This is a genomic window from Rosistilla ulvae, assembly GCF_007741475.1.
Taxonomy (GTDB): Bacteria; Planctomycetota; Planctomycetia; order Pirellulales; family Pirellulaceae; genus Rosistilla; species Rosistilla ulvae.
In genome coordinates this window covers 521151-537069 of sequence record NZ_CP036261.1, presented here as the reverse complement: position 1 = coordinate 537069, position 15919 = coordinate 521151, and the positions used below count along the sequence as shown (strand labels likewise).

The following is a 15919-nucleotide window of genomic DNA, read 5'->3' as shown; positions in this document are numbered from 1 at the left end:
TTGTCGATCGCACAATAACTTGAAGCGACGAAAAAGAAGACGATACCGCCAAGCCCCTGTTAAGAATCCATGAAGCCCTCCCCTTTTCCGATTGACGCCATTTGACATTTCCATAGATTTGGAATCATGGAAATAAAAGAAGCTGTCATCGCGCTGTCGGCACTCGCCCAGGAATCTCGGCTGGAGGTGTTTCGGTTGCTCGCCAAGCTAGGCCCCGAAGGGCTGTCCGCTGGACAAATCGCCGAAAAACTTCGCATCCCTTCGGCCACGCTCTCCTTCCACTTGAAGGAGCTTTCGCACGCGGGGCTTGTCGTTTCGCACAAAGAGGGACGATCGGTGATCTATGCGATCAATGTCCAAGGGATGAATTGCTTGATGGGATTCCTCACCGAGGATTGTTGCCAGGGGCGGCCGGAGCTCTGCACTCCGACCCGATGCGACGCAGCGTCGAAGAAGCAAACCAACAAAAAAAAGCCATCGCAAAAAGGGGCTGACAAATGAGTATCCGAATTGGAATCAACGGATTTGGTCGAATGGGACGACTCGGTTTTCGCGCCGCTTGGGACTGGCCCGACTTCGAGATCGTTCACATCAACGAAGTCAAAGGGGGCGCCGTCGCCGCGGCTCACCTTCTGGAATTCGACACGGTCCACGGCCGTTGGGGAGGAGAGATCGAATCGTCCGACGACGCCATCCATGTCGACGGCAATCGCGTCGGTTTCTCCAGCTACAGCACGCCGGACGAAGTGCCATGGCGCGACATGGACGTCGACATCGTCGTGGAAAGCTCGGGGAAATTCCGCACCTCCGAAACGCTGGCCCCCTATTTCGAACAGGGAGTTCGAAAAGTCGTCGTCGCCGCGCCTGTGAAAGAGGGTGCGTTGAACGTTGTGATGGGATGCAACGACCACCTCTACAATCCCGACGAACATCATCTGTTGACCGCGGCGTCCTGCACCACGAACTGCCTGGCTCCGGTCGTCAAAGTGGTTCACGAACAAATCGGGATCAAGCATGGCGTGATCACAACACTTCACGACGTCACCAATACGCAGGTCATCGTCGACGCGCCACACGCCGATCTGCGTCGCGCACGTTCCGCCTTAAACTCGCTGATCCCAACCACAACCGGTTCCGCGAAAGCGATCACGATGATCTACCCGGAACTGGAAGGGAAGCTGAATGGGCTGGCGGTTCGCGTGCCGCTATTAAGTTCTTCGTTGACCGATTGCGTGTTCGAGCTGCAGCGACCGTCGACTGCCGAAGAGGTGAATTCACTGCTACGAGAAGCTTCCCAAAGCACGCTGCAAGGGATTTTGGGGTTTGAGTCCAAACCGCTCGTCTCGGCCGACTATGTCAACGACATCCGTTCGGGAATCGTCGACGGTCCGTCGACGATGATGATCGATGAGACGATGGTGAAGATTCTCGTTTGGTACGACAACGAGGTTGGATACGCCAACCGGATGATGGAGTTGGTAAAGAAAGTTGCCAACAGTTTGCCAGCGCATCAACCAGCGTAGCGGCCCGCACCTCGAGTGGATGGAACGAGCGATATGGACAAGAAGAGCTACGGCCTGGTGACGGCCGCCTACTGGGGATTCACGCTGACCGATGGCGCCTTGCGGATGTTGGTGCTGCTGCACTTTCACCAGCTAGGCTACTCTCCAGTCAACCTCGCGTTCCTCTTCCTGCTGTACGAATTCTGCGGCATCATCACCAATCTGTTCGGCGGCTGGATCGCTGCCCGATACGGCCTGCGTGTGACGCTGTTTGCCGGCCTGGCGTCGCAGATCGTCGCCCTAGTGATGCTTTCGTTTGTCCAACAGGACTGGGTCGCATGGCTTTCGGTCGCTTATGTGATGGCCAGCCAAGCGATCTCCGGGGTGGCGAAAGATCTAACGAAGATGAGCTCCAAAAGCGCGGTCAAGCTGATCGTACAGGGGAGCGATGCGGCGGAGACCGAGTCGCGGTTGTTCAAATGGGTCGCCATCCTCACCGGCAGCAAAAACGCACTCAAGGGGTTCGGCTTCCTGCTCGGCGGCGTGCTGTTGCAGTGGCTTGGGTTCGCCCCATCGCTGTGGGCGATGGCCGCCGCGTTGGCGGTGGTGCTGGTACTATCGGCCGCCATGCTAAAAGCGGATATGGGGAAGACCAAGGCGAAGGTCAAGTTTCGCGAGCTGTTCTCCAAGAGCCGCGAGATCAACATCCTATCGTTCGCGAGGTTCTTCTTGTTTGGAGCACGCGATGTTTGGTTCGTCGTCGGCCTGCCCGTCTTCCTCGCATCGCAGCTCGGTTGGAGCTTTGCCGGCGTCGGCGGCTTCCTAGCCGCTTGGGTGATCGGATATGGAATCGTGCAGGCATCCGCCCCGCGATTCATCAACCGATCGGCCGGCGCCGCCCGCGCCGCTCAAACCTGGGGCTTCGCGCTGTTCCTGGTCTCGCTGCTGCTATCGATTGCGATCCAGATGAACTTCCATCCCTCGGCGAGCATCCTGATCGGACTGACAGTTTTTGGATTTGTCTTTGCCGTCAATTCCTCCGTCCATTCCTACCTGATCCTCGCCTACACCGACTCCGACAAGGTCGCGTTGAACGTCGGGTTCTACTACATGGCCAATGCCTGCGGCCGCCTTGCAGGAACACTTTTGTCAGGTGTGATGTTTTTGGTTGGCGGATTGCCCGGATGCCTATGGACGTCGACCGCCCTGGTGCTGGCCGCCGCTGCGCTAACGCTCTACCTGCCCGTCGCACAGCGGTCCCCGATCCCGGAGGTCGCTGGTTAGAGATTCTCAAAGCGGTCGACCAAGCAGAATCGCTCCAAACACCACAAGCCAACACGTGCTCTCAATTGTCGTCCGAAATGCTCAAACCCCGGCCGATTGCATCGATCCCGCCAAGATGTCCAGCTCAAGCTTGCACGGCGATTCACTGTTTACGTTTAGGCAAACCAGCCTGCACACGCTAGCGAATGTCGGCTGACACCTCGAATTGAAACGGCGATTTGCCCTGCTCAAACTCGTCTTTCCACGTGATTTCTTGACCTGTTTGCGATATGCTAAAGCTGTGAGCCCACCGGCTTCGCACTCCCCATTGCCCGCCAAATTTGGTCCCCCACCCTGCCCTTCTGCTGCGTTTTCGGCGCAGCCTTCACGCATGAATGACGTAAATACTCGATACTCTCTGCGCGACAACAAAGGCTTCCTGCCGCTAATCGCTTGGCTTTTGCTGGCGATGTGCACTGCCACATTGCATACGTCGGTGGCCGACGAGCGACCGAGCCTTGAAGAACTGAAAGCCGTTGGCGCACAGAAGTCACGATTCAAGAACGTGCAGCCGAGCGCGGAACCTCCGGCTCATCCGGAACCGGATCTGGCGGAGTTCCGCGAGACGATTGGGCCGATCTTGAAACAAGCCTGTGTCGATTGCCACGGCCCCGATGCGCAAGAGGGGAACGTGCGGATCGATACGCTCGATCCCGATCTCTTGTCGGGGGCAGACGTCGACTGGTGGACCGAAGTTTTTGCAGCGATCAGCAAAGGCGAAATGCCACCGCCCGACGAAGGTGAACTGACGGACGAGGATCGCGAAAAGGTCGTCAACTGGCTGGCCAATGAAATGCAAGTCGCGTCGACTGTGCGACGCCGATCGGGCGGGCATTCTGCGTTTCGACGGATGACGCGTTACGAATACAACTACGCATTGCAAGACTTGTTGGGTCTGCCTTGGGACTTTGCCAAAGACCTGCCGCCGGAATCGCATTCGGAGGATGGTTTTCAGAACAGTTCCGAACTGCTGCACATGTCGGTCTCGCAGTTTGAAACCTATCATCGGATCGCCCGAACAGCACTCGCTCGCGCCACGGTTCGTGGCCAGCGGCCGGCCGTGCGTCACTGGGGCGTGTCGATGAAAGATGTGGCTAACTTCGAATGGCCCAAGCAAGCTAAAGAGATCGAAAAGGTAACCAAACAGTTCAAGGACGATCCTGCCAAGCAGCAGGAGGAACTGGACAAACTGGATGCGAAGTTTAAGCAATCGCATCGCGGAGCCTACTTTCGCGAACTGTCGACCGACCGCACCGCCGCGGCTACGTGGCAGTACTATGGAGCTAAATACGCTTTCGCCCCGACCGACTCGCCGGCCGAGTTTCCCGAATCGTTCGATACGGTTGCCGTCCTGCCAGCCAATCGTGGCACCAAGCTGATCGTAGAACTTGGGAACCAAGTCCCCGACGAGGGAACGATGCGAGTTCGCGTTCGCGCCTCGCGGACCACCAGCGACGATTCCCCGGCCCCAAGCATGCAGATGCTGTTCGGTTGGCAAGCGAGCAACGAGGGGCGAGCACTGATCCGAGTCAGCGAACAAGACACGCTGATCACCGCCGGGCCCGACGAACCGGAGATCTATCAATGGGATTTTCCGCTGGGCGAGATCTACCCTCGCAACTCCGTGCGAAAGACGTCGCCGATGGGCGTGACGCCCAGTCCGTCGGAATACATTCGCCTGGCCAACAGCACAGCCTCTCCAGGAGACATTCAAGTCGACTACGTAGAGATCTCCGCGCCGGTCTACGACCAATGGCCGCCGGCGTCTCACAAGAAGATCTTTTTCGACAGCAAAAACGCTGACGATGAGCCGGCTTACGCGCGAGAGATCATCGCCGCGTTCATGCACCGCGCGTGGCGACGCACGATCAGCGAGGACGAACTCGGCCGGAAACTTAAGCTGTTCGAGACGCTGCGACCGCAATGTAACAGCTTTGAAGAAGCGGTCACCGAAGTCCTGGCAACGATCCTTTCGTCGTCTCACTTTCTGTACATCGCACAGAACCAACCCGATGAAACGCCGGAGACTCCACCGGAACGGCAACCGCTCTCACCACACGAATTGGCGACACGTTTATCGATGTTCCTGTGGTGTAGCCTGCCCGATGAAGAACTATTAGAGCTGGCCGACAGTGGGCAACTGGCCGATTCGCAAACGCTGACCGAACAGGTCCAGCGAATGCTGGCGGATCCTCGCACGGAGCGATTTGCGAAGCAGTTTGTCCATCAGTGGCTGGATCTACAACTGCTCGATTTCTTGAACATCAAACAAAACGTCCGCGGCTTTGATCCGCTGCTGAAAGAAGCGATGCAGCACGAACCGATCGCGTTGTTTCACGAGGTGCTGAAGCACGACGAAAGCGTCCTGAACTTCATCCACACCGATTTCGCGATGGCTAATGAACGACTCGCCCGGCACTATGGACTGAAGGGAGTGCGCGGGAATGATTTCCGGCGAGTTGCGTTAGATGGCGACTTCAAACGTGGCGGCATCCTGACTCAAGCTGGCCTGTTGGCAATGAATTCCGATTGGCCCGACTCCCATCCGCTGAAGCGAGGCGTCTGGCTGCTGGAAAGCATCCTCAACGATCCGCCACCGCCGCCGCCTCCCGCGGTTCCGCAAATCGATCTCGCCGATCCGGAGATCGCGAAGATGACGCTGAAGGAGCGGATCGAAGACCACCGCAATCACGCGGCCTGCATGTCGTGCCACGTGAAGATCGATCCCTGGGGAATCGCATTTGAAAACTACGACGCCTTAGGGCGATGGCGAAACGAGATCGATGGGAAACCAGTCTCTGCGTCGAGCGAACTTTTCAACCGCGAGACGCTCGACGGGATGGAGGGCTTGAAGCGGTTCCTGTTAGAAAACCGCCAAGACCAATTTGTCGGGGCGATGGTCCACAAGCTGACCACCTACGCGCTCGGGCGACCGCTGACGTTTGCCGATCGAGCCGATGTCGACACGATCACCGCCGAAGTACGATCCCGTGGCGACGGACTCGCCACGATGATTCAAACGATCATTGCCAGCGAATTGTTTCAAACCCAATAGACGCAACCAAACTTCACCGCCCCCAACCGCAGCGGAGCAACGCTATGAAATTGAACATGAACCGCATCGATCGACGACGATTCCTGCGAGGAACGGGCCTCGCATTGGCTCTGCCAATGTTTGGATCTCTCGCCGCTCCGGTAGCGCGTGGCGCGGCAGCCCGTGCGAATCCAAAACGCCTGGGATGCTTCTACTTCCCCGACGGCGTTCCGATGCCGCTGGCAGAAGACCCCGCCTACCAAGACTGGGCTTGGTTCCCCCATCGCAACGGCGACGATTTCACATTCACCAAGTGCATGCAACCACTGGAACCGCTGCGCGATGAAATAACCGTCTTGTCGGGATTCTCGCACCCGAAGAGCCGCAATTCGCATGGCCACAACAACGCGGACCAGTTCCTAACCGGAGCTGCCACCGGCGGCGGCGACATGGAATACGCAAACACGATCTCGTTGGACCAAGAATACGTGAAGGTTGTGGGGGACCAAACGCGATTTGCATCGTTGGTGATGTCGACCGACGGAGGCACCGGGACCGCTCGCGGCGCTCACACGATCTCGTTCGATCGCAACGGCCGGGCGATCCCCGCCGAACACCGCCCGAAACAGATCTTCGACATGTTGTTCGTCAAGAGCGACGGCGATTCAGCTCGCCGGTTGGCCCTCAGCCGCAGCGCACTGGACGACATGCTGGTCGATGCGCGTTCGCTGCGCAAGACGCTCTCCTCCGCCGACCAACAGAACCTGGACGAATACCTCGACTCGGTCCGCCAGGCGGAGATCAAAGTCGAAAAGGCGAAACGCTGGATCAACGCTCCGCTACCAAAGATCGATGGCGATCACCTGAACCTGGAACTGACGACCGACGAACCTCGCGAGTACCTACAAACGATGTTCGAGTTGATCTATCTAGCGTTCAAGACCGATTCGACTCGCGTCGCCACCTATCAGATCGGTCGCGAAAACGGCGTCGGCCGAAGCGATCACCTAGCTCGCGCCGTTGGATTCAACCTGGCACATTCGTTGTCGCACGAGACCAAAAACCCTGGCGGCTGGAAGAACTTTGCCATCTATTGCCAGTTCCTCAACGAAGAATACGGGCGATTCATCGGCAAGCTGAAACAGACTCCCGAACCGGCTGGCACGGGAACGATGTTGGACAACACCCTGCTGTTGTTTGGATCGGCATCGAGCGCCTTCCACCTGTCCCGCAACTACCCGCTGATTCTGGCGGGGGGCAAACAGATGGGCTTCAAGCATGGCCAATATATCGACCACGCTGGCAGCAACCCACAGGGCGGTGCTTGGGACGGTGGGCAAGAACCGTGGCAGAAGAAAGTCACGCACGAGGACACGCCGCTGTCGAACCTGTTCGCCACGATGCTGCAGCGTCTCGGATCGCCCACTCAAGCATTCGCCGACAGCACCGGCACAATCGATAACATTTAATTCAAACGACACCGAAGTTGGTGTCGAGGATCTAGCCGATTCAGCCGTGGGGCGTGTTCGGCTGAAGCAATGATCGAATCGTGTGCGCGTTCGGCTGAAGCCTCGACTCCAGCGCGACACTAGCCGCGAGCGACTGGCGGGATGAGTCCATCCAAGACGTTTTGGATCGTCGAGTTCAGCACTTTGCGAACGGTGACCCGGTCGCCAGGACGAAGTGCGTAATCGGTACCGGTGCTGACGCGGCCTGTTTTACTGTCGAACGTGACGGCCATTTTCACACCATCCATCTCACCGGCACCGCTGCGCAACAGGACGATGTCCAGCCCGTTGTATTTCGATTTCAATCCGGCCTGACGAAGCAGGTCGTTCATGAACACAGTCTTCCCATCGGTGGGAAGCGGAATCACTCGCATCGGCTTCTCGGCACCTTCGACTTGCAAGACGATCGAATTGGTTTGCCGCGCGGTCTGCACGGCTCGGAACATCGCAGCCTCGGGCGATTCGTGTAGCGTCGCCTCATTTGGTGCATCGCTATCGTCCGACGGAAAGAGCGCCAGGCTAGCACATCCGGTGTTCAGCAGGCAGAAAGCCAGCAGGGGAGCGACCAAGCAATTCGAGCGGCGAGGTGACATGATGAGGTTTCCCAATCGCGGGTAGATACGGATTTGCAAGCAGCGATTCGCTGCGTCGTTGAACAATTCGCTCAGCCCCCCGGCTGGGAAACAAAGGCCACGAAATCCGGGCAATACGCTTCCACTTTGATTCCCGATCGGCTGCCAAGCCCGGCAGGCTTTAACGATTATGCCGATTGCCGCAGATTTGTTTGCTAGCAGCCCTCTGACACTTTCGCCGAGATTTCGGTAGAATCTCCGCCAATTTGATTGGATGCGACAGACAGCCACTCCGCCACCTCACGACAGCTGAGCCCCATGTCCAAAACCTTGCTGGAACCACCATCGGGCTGGAACCGCCGCCACTTGCTCGGATTGCAAGATCTCTCAGTCGATGAGCTGCGGACACTTCTAGACACCGCTCAACAATTGAAGGAAGCGACCAACAACTGTCGCGAAAAACTGTCGCTGCTAGCAGGCAAGACCTGCGCCAACCTGTTCTTCGAGAACAGCACCCGCACGCGAAACAGCTTCTCTTTGGCCGCCAAACGCCTGGGGGCCGACACCGTCGAATTCTCCTCCTCCGGCAGCAGCGTCGCCAAAGGGGAAACGTTCATCGACACCGCCAAGACGATCGAAGCGATGGGAGTCGATTGGGTCGTGACGCGGCACCAAACTCCCGGCACGCCCCATCTGCTCGCTCGCGAACTCTCCTGCTCGGTCCTCAACGCTGGCGACGGCCCTCACGAACACCCAACTCAAGGCCTGCTGGACATCCTGACGATCCGCCAACATCGCGGGAACATCGATGGCCTGACCGTCGCACTGGTCGGCGACATCGCGCACAGCCGAACCGCTCGATCGAACATCTGGGGACTGAAGAAGCTCGGCGCGCACGTGATCCTGTGCGGCCCGTCGACTCTCGTCTCCCATCGCTGGCGCGAACTGGATGTCGAAGTCGCTTACAGCCTCGACGAAATCCTGCCGCGGTGCGACGTCCTGAACCTGCTGCGAATTCAGTTTGAACGGCAGACGACACGCCCTTTCCCATCGGTTCACGAATACGCCAACCTGTACGCGATGAACGCCGACCGGATGCGTCGCAGCAAATCGGACATCCTGATCATGGCGCCCGGCCCGATCAATCGCGGTGTCGAGATCACGCCCGAAGTTGCCGACGGTCCGCACTCGGTGATTTTGGAACAAGTCACCAACGGGATCGCGGTCCGGATGGCGGCCCTTTGGCTGCTGGCAAACGCCCCCCATAACTCCTCCTCCAGCGAACCGATCGTCCACTGACCATGACACCACTGCTGATCGAAAACGGCCGCCTCGTCGACCCCTCGCAATCGATCGATCGCGTGGCCCGCGTGCTTGTCACCGGCGGGCTGATCGCGGCGATCAATCCCGACGATGGCGACCTGCCGCCAAACGTCCGCCGCATCGATGCCCGCGGTCGAATCGTCGCCCCAGGCCTGATCGATCTGGGAACCGAACTTCGTGAACCGGGTCGCGAAGAGGATGAGACGATCGAAACCGGCGGCAACGCAGCGCTTGCCGGCGGGTTCACGACGATCCTTTGCGCCGCGAACACCTACCCGCCGATCGATTCTCCCGGCGCTGTCGAGTTTGTTCGCCAAAAGGCGCAGCGAGCTCGCACCTGCCGAATCCACGTGATCGCTTGCCTGAGCCGCGGTCGCGAGGGAGTCGACATGGCGGAATTGGGACTGCTGGCCGAAGCTGGCGCGGTCGGTTTCAGCGACGCACCGCGGCCGACGTCCAACAGCGCTCTGCTAAAGAAAGCGCTTGAATATTGCCACATGCTGGACCTGCCGATCTACGACCTGCCGCTGGTCCCCGAACTGACCGGCAGCGGCGTGATGCACGAAGGCCGCGTCTCGACGATCCTTGGATTACAGGGACTGCCGACCGAAGCCGAAGACCTCGCCGTGACCCGCGATCTGCGACTAGCCGAAGCGACCGGCGGACGACTGCACATCGGCCCAATCAGCACTCTGCAAGGCGTGGAGCTGATCAAGCGAGCCAAGCAGCGAGGGATCAGCATCTCCGCCAGCGTCTGGCCGCAAACTCTTTCGTCGATGACCGACAAAGAACTCGAATCGTTCGACGCGCGATTTAAGGTCCGCCCGCCGCTGCGGAACGAGCGACATATCGAAGTCTGCCGCGAAGCGTTGATCGACGGCACGATCGACTGCATCTCCACCGGGCACACACCGCGGGCTCGGGAAAAGAAAGTCAACGACCTCGACCTCGCGCCGTTTGGCATGGTCAGCCTGGAGACGACGCTCGCTTCGATCAACACCGACATGATCCGCTCCGGCCTGCTCTCCTGGCCCGACGCGATCACTCGGCTATCGACTCGCCCCGCCGAGATCGCAGGCGTTCCCGGCGGCAGCTTAAAACCTGGCTCGCCAGCGGACATCGTGATCATCGATCCCGACGTCGCCTGGACCGTTCGCGGCGATGAATTTCAATCCCGCAGCAACAGCACGCCCTGGGAAGGAAAGGAGCTGTTCGGGCAAGCGACTCATGCGATCGTCGGCGGCGAAGTTCGCTTCGAACGCCACGCGTAGGCCCTGCACAAACGGCCTAAATTCGCTGTTCTGCCACCACGAGGAATCTACTACAATCGGAGGATCGCGTTGAGCAACCGCTTCAACCACAATCGACTCCCATTGAACAATCTCTTCGAGGTACGCACGGATGGCTCGCTACATTACCTGCTTTTTGCTGCTGGCATTGGCCACTCCACCGCAACCGGCGTCCGCCCAAAGTGCTGAAGAGGGCATTGTACTCGCTGCCTCGGCGGTGCTCAGCCAAGCGATGTCGACGTCGCTAAACCAGATCCCGCGATCGATGCTGACCGACGCGCATGGCGTGGCGATCATCCCCAATGTGATCAAAGGGGGCTTCATTATCGGCGCCCGCCACGGCCGCGGACTGCTGTTCGTTCGCGACCCTAACGGAATCTGGCACGCTCCGGTTTTCATCACCTTGACCGGTGGCAACATCGGCTGGCAAGCGGGCCTCCAATCGTCGGACATCGTATTGGTATTCAAGACCGCCAAAAGCGTTGAAGGCATCCTGTCGGGCACGCTGACGATCGGTGCCGATGCAGCCGCAGCGGCCGGCCCCGTCGGACTCCAAGGCGCCGTCGCGACCGACGGACGACTTCAGGCAGAGATTTACTCCTACTCGCGCAGCCGCGGCCTGTTCGCGGGCGTAGCGATCGACGGCTCGGTCTTGCAAATCGACCAACTATCCACCGGAACCTACTACCGCAGTCCAGCGCCGGGACAACCTGTTGTGATCCCGCCAGCGGCACAAGAGCTGACGCAGCGGATCGCCAACTACGCCGCCGGAGTCGCTCCCACCGAAGGGACCTCGACAAGCCAGATGCCACCGTTGGCCCAACGCTACACGGCACAAGAATCGGACGTGCTCCGCGGCCAGCTTCTGCAGATCGCTCCCAAACTGTTCGCCTTGCTCGACGAACAATGGAAGACCTACCTCGCTCTCCCCTTCTCGGCGACAGCAGATGGTGCGCACCCCACACCGCAACAAGTCCAACAAACTCTCGCCCACTTCCAATCGGTGGCGACCAATCCGCAGTTCCAACAACTGGCCGCGCGTCCCGAATTCCAGTCGGTCTACGGACTGTTGCAACACTACCAGCAATCGCTCACGCCAAACACCCAAACCTTGCAACTGCCTCCGCCCCCCACAGCGACTCCGCCCCCGGCAGTCCCGGCGCGATAGTTAGCGACGTCGCCCGCAAATGACGACGCTCTTTTGAAGAGCTGCTTTAACGACGCAGCTTGCGAAACTCCGCGTCCAACTGTTCAAACAGCGCACGCAAATCGCCTGCCTCCATCGCCAGCAACGCCTCTTCACCGGAAGTCGGCCGACCAAGAAATTGCTGATAGGCTAAGACCTGACCAATCATTGCTCCTTCCTGACGTCCCTCTTGACGTCCCTCTTGACGTCCTTCCTGGCGACCTTCTTCTTTCCATTCTTCTGCGATTGTTGGCATAGCCGATGCTCCTTCGGATTGCATCACGCGAGTAAACACAGTCACCAATTCTTGCCGCGAGACGCGGTCGGTGCCGACCACGAGATAGCGAAGAACTGTCTCGATACTCTCAATCGCCGTCGCTGGCGGCAGCAAGCGGTGAAATAGCGACAGGATCTCGGGCAAACGCTCCGGCAACTCATCCCGCCGTATATATTTTAGCAGCGTCATGTAGGCGAGGAAGACCGATTCTCGCCGCAACTCCGCGTCGCTGCAGCCGCTCAAATCGAGCAGCGGCATGTCGAAGTCGGGAATATAACCGCGAAAAGCCGCGGGTGCATGAATCAGTTCAGGCAACCGCCGCGGAGCATTCCACGACCGCACACCGTGATACAAAATCAAGGGAATCACACAACAAAGCGGCTGACCGTTGCGTTGACGCTGCTCGTTGATCGCGACCATATAACGGAGCACTTGAAACACCGCCTGCTCGTCGACAACCGATTTGTGCTCGAACAACAGCATCACAAACGCATCCCCACCGCCTGCCAACTCCACCTGGAAAACCAAATCCGAGAGCCCACCCCGTAACGTTTTATCGACAAACGTCTCCTTAGCCGGCACAAGCGTCTCAAGATCCAACTCTGCAACCACCTCCGCCGGCAACTGCCACCGCACCAACTCGCGGACATGATCGGTGTCGCCCAACAACCGCCGCACAAACCGATCGTGCGGGTTCTTCAGCCGATCGTCACTCTCCTCCGGATCCTCATCCATCGACAAACGCCTCCGCGGGAACCACCTGCGACACTCGACATCCTAACACCTCGACAAGCCGGGCGTCGACACTAACGCCCCGCTAGCAGGAGCCAGCACGCAGCCCCCCCCACAGGCGCCCCCTGGAATTTGTAACGACAGCGATCGACCTGATGCCTCGCCGACGGAGCGACTACTCACTGGAGATGAACGTTCGACGTGTCACTCGACTCGCCATTGGATCACGAGCACGCCGCCGAAGCTGCGCGTGGTGTACTCGAAGCGCTTGCCGCCGGCGGCGCGGTCTGATTGACGCGAGGCAAACGACTGCAACAGTTCAGCGACCGCTTCGTGACGCCGCTGCGGAACGCGAGCGATGATCCATAGCATCTCGCGATCGGAGGAACTCCGATCGGCCGATTGCTGACGAAAGCGAAGCAGTTCCCCTTCACTGACGCCAGCCAACGGAACGACTTCGCGCAGTGGATAGATATTGTTGACGGGACAACAAAGATACCGAAGGAACATCGGCGATTCGGCGCCGCGTCCCTCGCCTCGGTCCCGTTCCCAGCGTTTCGCTTCGATCAAGCCCGCATCGACGGCGACCGGTTGGCCCACAACTCGCAACTCATCGATCGCAGCAACCGCAGACCGCCAGTCCTCGCGTCGATGCACCAAGTGCAGATCGCGACGCAGCAGGTTTTCCAACGTTCCCTGCCAGAAGAGCAACACGACGATGGGAACCAAAACAGCGGATAGCGTGACTGCGGTCGAAGACAGATACCGACCAGAAAATCGAGTCCGCCGCAGCGACACAAAAATCCCTCGGATCGCGGTGAGCCAGAGCGCTGCTGATCCCCAAGCCAAGACCGGCAACAAGCCGACGATGTAGCGACGATGCCAAACGGCGGAGACCTTCATCGTCGCCAATCCGTACGCAACCAAGGTGACCAACACAACCGCTGCGACAAACGGAAGCCACCGCCGCATTCGAAACCGAGCCCCTGCCAAACGGGCAAGCACCAGCAAGGCCAACGGAATCAAGAACGCTGGCCCCCAAGGCCACATCGCGCCGATGTCGCCAAAGCCGACCGACAGATTCTCGCTCAGCGAATTCGCCCCGTTCAACGGCCGCGGAACGGCAAACGCTTCCCACTCCCCTCGCCTGCCCCACAACTGAACGATCGCGCGGTACTCCACAGCCGCCGCAATGCCGACAGCACTCCAGACCAGCAACGCGTCGACAGCAACACTCGCTACCGAAGCACCGCTCCAACGCTGCCGGACGATTTGCTTCACCGCAAACGCAACCAAGACTCCCGCAGCCACCAACAGCGCTGTGTAGTGCGTCCAGAACAAAGCGGCGACGGTAACAACCAATGCGATCGCTCGCCAAAACCTGCGACGATCGAGAGCACCAGCGCAGACCAACACCAGCAGCGTCGACAACAGAATTACCGCAGCATAGGGACGCAGTTCGGTGCCAAAAAAGATGCTGTTCCGATCGACTGCCAACAGCCCGCCAGCCAACAGCCCAAGCAACAGATCGCGATGCAGCCGATAGACGCCAACGACCAATAGCGCACAACTGCACGCAACCAACAAGACCGAACTAAGACGCAAGACGACCTCGGCATCGCCGAACACCTGGTGCCACAACCACAACACCGCGAAGTAGACGGGAGACTGATTCCCCAGCCGAGCTCGCGACGGAACATCGCTGAAGTCGCCCCAGATCGTCCACGCCGTGTGCAGTTCGTCGACCCACAAGCTATCGAAGCAGGAAGGAAGCCTTAGAACCAAAGCGACCAAAAAGACAACACTCGCCGCCAGCACAAGCTGCCACGTAGCAACCCGACCTGTGCGCAACGCCTGCGATTCCGAGCCTGCCGTTCCGATCAAGTGGCCACGCTCGTGCGGTTTTTCTGAGCGACTGTGCGAATCGCTTGGCAAGCCCGATCGATCTGCGCCCGATCGACATCCCGATGCGTTACGAACCGGACAGCTTGCGGACCGAAGGCCATCACCGATACGTCCGCCGCCGCCAACTGATCCCGAAATTCGGCCGCCGTTCCCCAAGCGGGATCGACCGATGCGATCACGATGTTTGTGTCGACCGTGGGCGTCGGCAAATCCATGCCGGGCGAATCGCGAACCGCCTCGGCTAACAATTGAGCATGCGCGTGGTCGTCCACCAAACAACCGCGGTGATGCTCGATCGCATACAGCGCACCGGCGGCAATGATGCCAGCCTGTCGCATCCCGCCGCCGAACAGCTTCCGAGTCCGCCGCGCCTCCTGAATAAATTCGCGACTGCCGACCAACGCCGATCCGACGGGAGCCCCCAAGCCTTTACTGAAGCAGACGCTGACCGAATCAAACTCAGCCGCCCAGGTCGCTTCATCGATCCCCGTCGCGGCGACGGCATTCCACAATCGCGCGCCGTCGAGATGCCGCGTCAAACCTTGCTGCTGGGCCCAATCGCAGATCGCCTTCACGTTTTCAAACGGCTGCACGCGACCGCCGCCGCGATTGTGAGTGTTCTCCAGCGTGATCATTCGGGTCCGCACCGAATGGTCATTTTCTGGGCGGACCATGCCGCGAACCTGATCCGGACGCAACACGCCCGAGTCGCCCTGAATCGTTCGCGCGACCAAACCGCTGAGCGACGCAAACGCTCCCTGCTCATAGTTGTAGACGTGGCAATCGGCTTCGCAAAGAAACTCCTCCCCACGGCCGCAATGAACGCGAATCGCGATCTGATTGGTCATCGAACCGCTGGGCATATAGATCGCCGCTTCTTTGCCAAGCAGTTCCGCCGTCCGCTGCTCCAATCGCTGAACCGTGGGATCGATATCGATCACGTCGTCGCCAACCTCGGCGTCCGCCATTGCCTGCCGCATTGCAGCGGTTGGCCGAGTCACGGTATCACTTCGCAAATCGATCATAAAAGGACTGTTTTTGCTGGGAAGAAAGGCCGGAAACGCGTGAAGCTCGCGGGAATCCATTTTACGCCAAATGCGATATCAGAGCACCGGGGTGAGCCGCCGAACCGAATTGCCGCCATTGTTCGCAAAAATGGTTTACATAGCGTAGACTGCTGTGTCGCGGGTCGCCCATCGGGCACTCGCCAGATCCAACAATCCGGGCATCCCCCCGATGCCAAGCACACTATGAGTCACCAAGGAAAG

The 15919-nt window shown here is 59.2% G+C and carries 12 protein-coding genes; 8 read left to right on the top strand and 4 right to left on the bottom strand.

Annotated elements, in window-relative coordinates; all coding sequences use genetic code 11:
• Positions 1 to 126: 126 nt before the first annotated feature.
• The 5 genes from EC9_RS02080 (at position 127) to EC9_RS02060 (ending at position 7328) form a co-directional block, all read left to right on the top strand.
• Positions 127 to 501, top strand: a complete 375-nt coding sequence (locus EC9_RS02080; RefSeq protein WP_145341945.1) for an ArsR/SmtB family transcription factor — start codon at positions 127 to 129, stop codon at positions 499 to 501.
• The gene (locus EC9_RS02075) at positions 498 to 1523 is read left to right on the top strand and encodes an ArsJ-associated glyceraldehyde-3-phosphate dehydrogenase (protein WP_145341943.1); all 1026 of its coding nucleotides are present in this window, start codon (positions 498 to 500) and stop codon (positions 1521 to 1523) included. Before EC9_RS02080 ends, EC9_RS02075 begins: the two co-directional genes overlap by 4 nt.
• Positions 1524 to 1556: 33 nt before the next feature.
• Positions 1557 to 2786 (top strand): organoarsenical effux MFS transporter ArsJ, encoded by a 1230-nt coding sequence (gene arsJ / locus EC9_RS02070; RefSeq protein ID WP_145341940.1) that lies wholly within the window; start codon positions 1557 to 1559, stop codon positions 2784 to 2786.
• A 370-nt stretch (positions 2787 to 3156) separates the two neighbouring features.
• Complete coding sequence (locus EC9_RS02065; RefSeq protein WP_246105913.1) at positions 3157 to 5880, top strand: DUF1592 domain-containing protein; 2724 nt, start codon at positions 3157 to 3159, stop codon at positions 5878 to 5880.
• A 44-nt stretch (positions 5881 to 5924) separates the two neighbouring features.
• Positions 5925 to 7328, top strand: a complete 1404-nt coding sequence (locus tag EC9_RS02060) for a DUF1552 domain-containing protein (RefSeq protein WP_145341938.1) — start codon at positions 5925 to 5927, stop codon at positions 7326 to 7328.
• A 119-nt stretch (positions 7329 to 7447) separates the two neighbouring features.
• On the opposite strand, the gene EC9_RS02055 is transcribed toward EC9_RS02060, so the two are convergent.
• Entirely contained in the window at positions 7448 to 7960 is a 513-nt protein-coding gene (locus tag EC9_RS02055) for a hypothetical protein (RefSeq protein ID WP_145341936.1), read from the bottom strand.
• Positions 7961 to 8257: 297 nt separating this feature from the next.
• Here EC9_RS02055 and EC9_RS02050 point away from each other — a divergent pair, with 297 nt between their 5' ends.
• The 3 genes from EC9_RS02050 (at position 8258) to EC9_RS02040 (ending at position 11719) form a co-directional block, all read left to right on the top strand.
• A complete protein-coding gene (locus EC9_RS02050) occupies positions 8258 to 9238 on the top strand; it encodes an aspartate carbamoyltransferase catalytic subunit (protein WP_145117408.1) in 981 nt (326 codons plus the stop codon).
• Between the two features lie 2 nt (positions 9239 to 9240).
• Complete coding sequence (locus tag EC9_RS02045; protein ID WP_145341934.1) at positions 9241 to 10533, top strand: dihydroorotase; 1293 nt, start codon at positions 9241 to 9243, stop codon at positions 10531 to 10533.
• Between the two features lie 130 nt (positions 10534 to 10663).
• Entirely contained in the window at positions 10664 to 11719 is a 1056-nt protein-coding gene (locus EC9_RS02040) for a lipid-binding SYLF domain-containing protein (RefSeq protein ID WP_145281966.1), read from the top strand.
• A 46-nt stretch (positions 11720 to 11765) separates the two neighbouring features.
• Here EC9_RS02040 and EC9_RS02035 read toward each other — a convergent pair whose 3' ends face one another.
• The 3 genes from EC9_RS02035 to EC9_RS02025 form a co-directional block, all read right to left on the bottom strand.
• Positions 11766 to 12749 (bottom strand): Rpn family recombination-promoting nuclease/putative transposase, encoded by a 984-nt coding sequence (locus EC9_RS02035; RefSeq protein WP_145341932.1) that lies wholly within the window; start codon positions 12747 to 12749, stop codon positions 11766 to 11768.
• Positions 12750 to 12950: 201 nt separating this feature from the next.
• Positions 12951 to 14597: a glycosyltransferase family 39 protein gene (locus EC9_RS02030; protein ID WP_218934521.1), complete on the bottom strand. Its 1647-nt coding sequence runs from the start codon at positions 14595 to 14597 to the stop codon at positions 12951 to 12953.
• 29 nt (positions 14598 to 14626) lie between these two features.
• Positions 14627 to 15676 (bottom strand): threonine aldolase family protein, encoded by a 1050-nt coding sequence (locus EC9_RS02025; protein ID WP_145341929.1) that lies wholly within the window; start codon positions 15674 to 15676, stop codon positions 14627 to 14629.
• Positions 15677 to 15919: the final 243 nt, after the last annotated feature.

Excerpts from the sequence above, each read along its gene's own strand:
- EC9_RS02040 (WP_145281966.1), top strand. The coding sequence starts at position 10,664 with ATGGCTCGCTACATTACCTGCTTTTTGCTGCTGGCATTGGCCACTCCA.
- EC9_RS02025 (WP_145341929.1), bottom strand. The coding sequence starts at position 15,676 with ATGATCGATTTGCGAAGTGATACCGTGACTCGGCCAACCGCTGCAATG.
- EC9_RS02080 (WP_145341945.1), top strand. The coding sequence starts at position 127 with ATGGAAATAAAAGAAGCTGTCATCGCGCTGTCGGCACTCGCCCAGGAA.
- EC9_RS02045 (WP_145341934.1), top strand. The coding sequence starts at position 9,241 with ATGACACCACTGCTGATCGAAAACGGCCGCCTCGTCGACCCCTCGCAA.
- EC9_RS02060 (WP_145341938.1), top strand. The coding sequence starts at position 5,925 with ATGAAATTGAACATGAACCGCATCGATCGACGACGATTCCTGCGAGGA.
- EC9_RS02035 (WP_145341932.1), bottom strand. The coding sequence starts at position 12,749 with ATGGATGAGGATCCGGAGGAGAGTGACGATCGGCTGAAGAACCCGCAC.
- EC9_RS02050 (WP_145117408.1), top strand. The coding sequence starts at position 8,258 with ATGTCCAAAACCTTGCTGGAACCACCATCGGGCTGGAACCGCCGCCAC.
- EC9_RS02055 (WP_145341936.1), bottom strand. The coding sequence starts at position 7,960 with ATGTCACCTCGCCGCTCGAATTGCTTGGTCGCTCCCCTGCTGGCTTTC.
- EC9_RS02065 (WP_246105913.1), top strand. The coding sequence starts at position 3,157 with ATGAATGACGTAAATACTCGATACTCTCTGCGCGACAACAAAGGCTTC.
- EC9_RS02075 (WP_145341943.1), top strand. The coding sequence starts at position 498 with ATGAGTATCCGAATTGGAATCAACGGATTTGGTCGAATGGGACGACTC.
- arsJ (WP_145341940.1), top strand. The coding sequence starts at position 1,557 with ATGGACAAGAAGAGCTACGGCCTGGTGACGGCCGCCTACTGGGGATTC.